Origin of the sequence: Kineococcus siccus (assembly GCF_009906795.1) — a bacterium.
Taxonomy (GTDB): Bacteria; Actinomycetota; Actinomycetes; order Actinomycetales; family Kineococcaceae; genus Kineococcus; species Kineococcus siccus.
On the sequence record NZ_JAAALN010000229.1, the window covers coordinates 1 to 6,381 of the forward strand.

The window sequence follows — 6,381 nt, forward strand, 5'->3', positions numbered from 1 at the left end:
GGGGCGGCCGGGGCCGACCGAGGCGGTCCCGGACGAGGGGGGCCGGCTCAGCCCGGCCCGGCCCCCGTGCCCGGGTCGGCCACGGTCCCGACGCCGTCGGCCCACGCGTAGACCTGCCGGCCGCCCACGAAGACGCGCACGGCGCGGGACATGACGTCCAGCGGGTCGCCGGACCAGACGACGACGTCGGCGTCGAGACCCGGCGCGAGCGAGCCCACCCGGTCGTCCAGCCGCAGGATGCGCGCCGGGTTCACCGTGAGCGCACGCAGCGCCTCGTCGCGGTCGAGACCCTCCTTGACGGCCAGCGTCGCGGACAGGGCGAGGAACTGGATCGGCACGACGGGGTGGTCGGTGGTCAGCGCCACCCGGACACCGGCCGCGGCGAGGACGCCGGGCACCGCGATCGAGCGCTGGCGCAGCTCCGGCTTAGAGCGGGAGGTCAGCAGCGGACCCACGACGGCGGGCAGCCCGCGCTCGGCGAGCATGCCGGCGACCAGGTGGCCCTCGGTGACGTGGTTGAGCACGAGCGCGTAGCCGAACTCCTCCGCCAGCCGGACGGCCGTGGCGATGTCGTCGGCCCGGTGCGCGTGCTGCTGCCACACCAGCTCCCCCGCCAGCACGCGCGCCAGCACCTCCTGGTCGCGCTCGGCGTCGACGGGCGGGTCGAGCGGGTCCCCGGCCGCGACGGCCCGGGCGCGCCGGGCCGCGTAGCGCTGGGCGGCGGAGAAGGCGTCGCGCAGGTGGGCCGCGACGCCCATGCGCGTGGTCGGGGCGGAGCCGCCGCCGCGCTTGGGGTTCTCGCCCAGCGCGCTCTTCACGCCGACGGGGGCCCGGAGCAGCATCTCCTCGACCGTGCGCCCCCACGTCTTCACGGCGGCCGTCTGGCCGCCGACGACGTTGCCCGACCCGGGCAGGATCATCGCGGTCGTCACCCCGCCCGCGAGGGCGTCGGCGAACCCGCGGTCGGCGGGGTCCAGGCCGTCGAGCGAGCGCAGCCGGGCGCCGGGCGAGCCCTTCTCGTTGACGTCCGCGCCGTGCCACCCCTCGCCCTCGGCGTGCACGCCGAGGTGGGTGTGGGCCTCGACGAACCCCGGCAGGACCCAGTGGCCGGCGACGTCGACCACCTCGGCGCCGGCCGGGACCTCGACGTCCGCGCCGACCGCCGCGATCCGCCCGCCGCGCAGCAGGACCGTGACGTCCTCGTGCTCTCCCGCCCACTCCGGCGTGAGGCGCAGGACGCGGCCCCCGACGAGCGCGACGTCGCGCGGGGCAGCCGGCTCCGGGGTCTGGTGAGGCACGGGCCCAGCTTCGCAGAGGCGCCCGCGAGCCTCAGAGGGGCCGGAACACCGCCCGCGGCGCGGTCCTGGGCACGGCGACCACGTCACCGGGCTCGAGCACGTCGCCGGGGCCCAGCACGTCGCCGGGGCCCAGCACGTCGCCGGAGCCCAGCACGTCACCGGTCCCGCTCCCGGGCCGGCCCTCGGCACCCGGTGCGGCCCCCGCGGTGGCTCCCGCCGCGGCCCGCGGCCGGTAGAGCGGGTGCACGAAGGCGTGCTCGGGCGCCGGGCGCACCGCGGCGGGGCCGGCCGTGGCGACCTCGGCGCTCCGGGGCGCGGCGGCCGGCCCGGTGGCCGTGGCCGGCAGCGCGCAGCCGCCGAGCAGCCCCGCCCCGGCGACGGCGAGCAGAGCGGTGCGGACGCGGTGGCGGGTCATGCCGGTGGTTCGGCAGGACGGCCCCGCTCCTTGAACGCCCCCTCTCCGCGAACGCTCCCCGCTCGCCGGGCGGGGGCCGGGGTCGCCGGGCGCGGGTGCTCAGCGGACGGGCGTGGCCGCCAGCTCCTCGCGCACGGTGCGGGCCGCCGCGACGAGGTGGCGCAGCGACTGCTCCGTCTCGGAGTAGCCGCGGGTCTTCAGCCCGCAGTCGGGGTTCACCCACAGCTGGCGCGCGGAGACCGACCCGACCGCGAGGCGCAGGAGCTCCGTGACCTCCGCGACGCCGGGGACGCGGGGCGAGTGGATGTCGTAGACGCCGGGACCGATGCCGCGCGCGAGACCCGCCGCCGCGATGTCCGGGAGCACCTCCATGCGCGAGCGGGCCGCCTCGATGCTCGTGACGTCGGCGTCCAGGCCGTCGATCGCGCCGATCACCTCGCCGAACTCCGAGTAGCACAGGTGCGTGTGGACCTGGGTCGCGTCGGCCACCCCGGACGTCGCGAGCCGGAACGACTCCACCGACCAGCGCAGGTACGCGGGCTGGTCGATCGTGCGCAGCGGCAGGAGTTCCCGCAGCGCGGGTTCGTCCACCTGGACGATGGAGATGCCCGCCGCCTCGAGGTCGGCGATCTCGTCGCGCAGCGCCAGCGCCACCTGCCGGGCCGTGTCGCCCAGCGGCTGGTCGTCGCGCACGAAGGACCACGCGAGGATCGTCACGGGGCCCGTCAGCATCCCCTTCACCGGCTTCGGCGTGAGCGAGGCGGTGTAGGCGCTCCAGGGCACCGTGATCGGGGCGAGGCGGGTGACGTCGCCGAACAGGATCGGCGGGCGCACGCAGCGCGTGCCGTAGCTCTGGACCCACCCGTCGGCCGTGACGGCGAACCCGTCGAGGTTCTCGGCGAAGTACTGCACCATGTCGTTGCGCTCGGGTTCCCCGTGCACGAGGACGTCCAGGCCCAGGTCCTCCTGCAACCGGACGACGCGCTCGATCTCCGCGCGCAGGAACGTCTCGTACTCCGTCGGCGCCAGGTCCCCCCGCGCGGCCGCTGCCCGGGCACGCCGGATCTCCGGGGTCTGCGGGAACGACCCGATCGTCGTGGTGGGCAGCACGGGTAGGCCGAGCGCCTCCTCCTGCACGGCGCGCCGGATCGCGTACTCGTTGCGGGAGAACGCCGATTCGCTCAGGCCGGCGAGGCGCTCGCGGACCTCCGGGCGCACGACGCCGGGGGCGCTCAGCCGGTCGGCGCGGGCCGAGGACGACGCGGCGACGACGTCCGCGACGGCCGCCGGGTCGCGCAGGGCGGTGCCCAGCGTGACGACCTCCGCGACCTTCTGGTCCGCGAAGGCCAGCCAGCCGCGCAGCCGCTCGTCGAGCTGCGGTTCGTCGGCGACGTCGTGGGGCACGTGCAGCAGCGACGTCGACGTCCCGGCCACCACGTGCCCCGCGACGCCCTGCAGGTCGTGCAGCGTCGCCAGCGCGGGGGCGAGGTCGGTGCGCCAGACGTTGTGCCCGTCGACCACCCCGCCCACGACCACCTTGTCCCGCAGCCCCTCCGTGCCCGCGACGGGCCGCCCGCCGCGGACCAGGTCGAGGGCGACGCCCGCGACGTCGGTGCCCGCGATCCAGCCGAGCGCCTCGCCCAGGTCGCCGTAGGGCGCCGCGACGAGCAGCGACGGCCCCGGCCGCACCGCCGCGAGCGTGGCGCACGCGCGGGTCACGGCGTCGGCCAGGCCCGGCAGCCCGGCGGTCGCCGAGTCGCTCACCAGGGCGGGTTCGTCCAGCTGGACCCACGCCGCACCCGCTGCGGCGTAGGCGCTCAGGAGGTCCGCGTAGGCGGGGAGCAGGTCGTCGAGGCGGTCGAGCGGACGGAACCCCGCGGGGCTGCCCGTGGCCGCCTTCGCCAGCAGCAGGAACGTGACGGGCCCGACGACGACGGGTCGCGTGAGGTAGCCCTCGGCCAGCGCCTCGGAGAACTCGCGCACCCCGCGGTCGTCGGCGAAGGAGAACCGGGTGTCCGGCGCGATCTCGGGGACGAGGTGGTGGTAGTTGGTGTCGAACCACTTCGTCATCTCCAGCGGCGCGTCCGCACCGCGACCGCGGGCGATCGTGGCGACGCCCGCGAGGTCGACCCGGCCGTCGGCGCCGACGACGTCGGCGAAGCGCGGTGGCACCGCGCCGACGGCGAGCGCCGCGTCGAGGACCTGGTCGTAGGAGGTGGACGGCGTGGGGATCGACGCGTCGTGGGCGTGCAGGCCGAGGGCGTTCAGCCGCCGCAGGGTGCGGGTGCGCACGGCCGCCAGCGCCGCCTCCGTCTGCGCGGGGTCGGCGCGCCCGGCCCACAGCGCCTCGAGGGCCCGCTTGCTCTCCCGGCGCGGCCCGATGCGCGGGTAGCCGAGGACCGTGGCCGCCCAGCCGGCCGTGGTGGTCGCGGTGCTGTCGGTCCTCGTCGCGGTCATCGTCGGCCTCGTCCTGCCGCGAGCGCGGCGCGTTCGTCGGGGACCGCGGTCCGGGCGCCCAGGGCCAGGCCCTCGAGCACGTCCAGCGCGGCGTGGTGGGAGTTGAACGTGTAGAGGTGCAGCCCGGGCGCGCCGTCGTCGAGGAGCCGCTGCGCGAAGGCCCGGGTCAGGCGCACGCCCTCGCGGTGGCGGGCGGCGTCCCCGTGCTCCTGCGCGGACTCCAGCCGGGCCAGCAGCTCCCGCGGCACCACGACGCCGGTCAGCTGCTGCAGGCGCAGCAGCCGCGCGGGGTCGGTGGTCGGGATGATCCCCGGCAGGATCGGCAGGGTGATGCCCGCGGCGCGGGCCCGGGCGACGAACCCCGCGAACTCCGCTGCGTCGTAGCAGACCTGGGCGATCGCGAAGTCGGCGCCGGCGTCCTGCTTGGCGCGCAGGGCGAGGAGGTCCGCGCCGGCTCCGCTCGTGGGGAAGGCCGCCACGGCCAGGCTCAGCGGTCCCTCGTCCACGGGGCGGGAGCCGCCGCGCAGCGCGAGCCGCCGCCGTTCGACCACCTGCAGCAGCTCGACGAGGTCGCAGGCGCGGTCCACCCCGTCGGCGTGCGGCCGCCACGGACCGGCCCCGGCGGGCGGGTCCCCGCGCAGGGCGAGCACGTTGCGGACCCCGGTGGCGAGGACGGCGGACGCGGTCTCGACGACCTCGCGGCGGCTCGCCCCGACGCAGGTCAGGTGGGCCACGGCGGCGACGGGCGTCTCCGCGAGGACGTGGGCCAGCAGGCCCAGGCTGGCCCCGCGGGTGGACCCCGAGGCGCCGTAGGTGACCGAGAAGAAGTCCGGGCAGACGTCAGCGAGAGCGGACACGGTGCGGCGCACCGTGTCCTCGCCGTCGCGCGAACGCGGCGGGAAGAGCTCGAAGCTGATCGTCGGGCGACCCGGACCCCTCTGCAGGAGAGGGGCGAGGGTCACCGCAGCACACCCCGCGAGGGGTCGCGGCGCTCGGGACGAGGGGACGTGGACCTCATGAGTGCTCCATCGACCTGGCGTTAGCACCCTCGCCCGGGCTCGGGGGGTTGCTGCGGCGTCAGTGAGCCAGGACTCTCGACCGCTCTGGATGGTGGTGGTCGATGCTAACCGCCGGGGCGGAGGACGTCGACCACTCAGCGTGTCGGCACCGTGGCCGCCCGACGTGAGCCCGCGACCGGACGACCACCCGTTCGCCTGGCATCATCACCGCGTGCTCATCCGTCGTTCACCTCGCGGTCATCGGGTCGCTCCGCCGCCGGCGGGTGCGGCCCCCGCGCGGAGCTCGGCGCGCGAGGTGCTCCGCGCGACGCGGCTGCCGGGGCGCTGGACGGCGGTCCTGCTGGCCGCCGCGCTCGCCCTGGCCGTGGTCAGCGTCGGGCTGCAGGCGCTGCGGCTGCTCGGGGGCGTCACGGCGCTGCAGGGCCTCGAACCGCTGCTGGACGTCGACCGGGAGGCCGGGCTGCCCGCCTGGTTCTCGACCCTGCTGCTCGCCGCCGCGGCCGCGCGGCTGTGGGCGCTGGCCTCGGCCGAGCGGGCCGCGGGCTCGCCCTGGCACCGGCACTGGCGCGCCCTGTCGCTCGTCTTCGGGTTCCTCTCGGCCGACGAGCTCACCTCGCTGCACGAACGGCTGACGGGTCCGCTCCGCGCCGCCCTCGACCTCTCCGGCGCCCTGCGGTTCTCGTGGGTCGTGGTGGCCGTCCCGGTCGTCGTCGTGGTCGGCCTGCTGTTCCTGCGGTTCCTGCTCGCCCTGCCCGCCGCGACGCGCCGGGCGTTCGTCCTGGCCGGCGGGGTGTACGTCGGCGGCGCGGTCGGCATGGAGCTCGTGGGCGGCGTGACGGCCGACCGCGTCGGGGTGCCGGTGACGACGACGACGACCCAGCTGGAGCCCGGCGCCGCCCCGCGGACGACCACCACGCAGTGGGTGCGGACCGCCAGCGTGCCGTACGCGGGGGTCACGGCCGTGGAGGAGACGCTCGAGGCCGTCGGCGCGGTGCTGTTCCTCGGCGCCGTGACGACGCACGCGTCCCGGCGCCGCCCCGCGCAGGTCCGCCTGCCCTGACGCCGCGGTGCGTCGGCTGTGCCGCGCCTGTGGACAGCGGCTAGCGTCGCCCTCCTCACCGCCGGGCTGTCGGGGTCGACCGGACACCGAGGACCCGGCCCGACGAGGAGGTCACCGTGAGCGCCACCCAGC

5 protein-coding genes and 1 riboswitch are annotated in these 6,381 nt (G+C 77.0%); of the genes, 1 reads left to right on the forward strand and 4 read right to left on the reverse strand.

The window, feature by feature from the left end:
- Positions 1-47: 47 nt before the first annotated feature.
- From GTR02_RS18635 to GTR02_RS18650, 4 genes are all read right to left on the reverse strand, one after another.
- Positions 48-1,298, reverse strand: coding sequence for an amidohydrolase (locus GTR02_RS18635; protein ID WP_338073919.1), 1,251 nt, complete (start codon positions 1,296-1,298; stop codon positions 48-50).
- A 31-nt stretch (positions 1,299-1,329) separates the two neighbouring features.
- Complete coding sequence (locus GTR02_RS18640; protein ID WP_166608981.1) at positions 1,330-1,713, reverse strand: hypothetical protein; 384 nt, start codon at positions 1,711-1,713, stop codon at positions 1,330-1,332.
- Between the two features lie 99 nt (positions 1,714-1,812).
- On the reverse strand, positions 1,813-4,170 hold the full coding sequence (metE, locus tag GTR02_RS18645) for a 5-methyltetrahydropteroyltriglutamate--homocysteine S-methyltransferase (RefSeq protein ID WP_166608982.1): 2,358 nt from the start codon (positions 4,168-4,170) through the stop codon (positions 1,813-1,815).
- Positions 4,167-5,216, reverse strand: coding sequence for a methylenetetrahydrofolate reductase (locus tag GTR02_RS18650; RefSeq protein WP_166608983.1), 1,050 nt, complete (start codon positions 5,214-5,216; stop codon positions 4,167-4,169). The genes metE and GTR02_RS18650 overlap by 4 nt, the downstream gene beginning before the upstream one ends.
- A riboswitch (SAM riboswitch) is annotated at positions 5,193-5,284 on the reverse strand. (Overlaps the previous gene by 24 nt.)
- Before the next feature lie 200 nt (positions 5,285-5,484).
- On the opposite strand from GTR02_RS18650, the gene GTR02_RS18655 reads away from it, so the two are divergent.
- Positions 5,485-6,249, forward strand: a complete 765-nt coding sequence (locus tag GTR02_RS18655) for a hypothetical protein (protein WP_166608984.1) — start codon at positions 5,485-5,487, stop codon at positions 6,247-6,249.
- Positions 6,250-6,381: the final 132 nt, after the last annotated feature.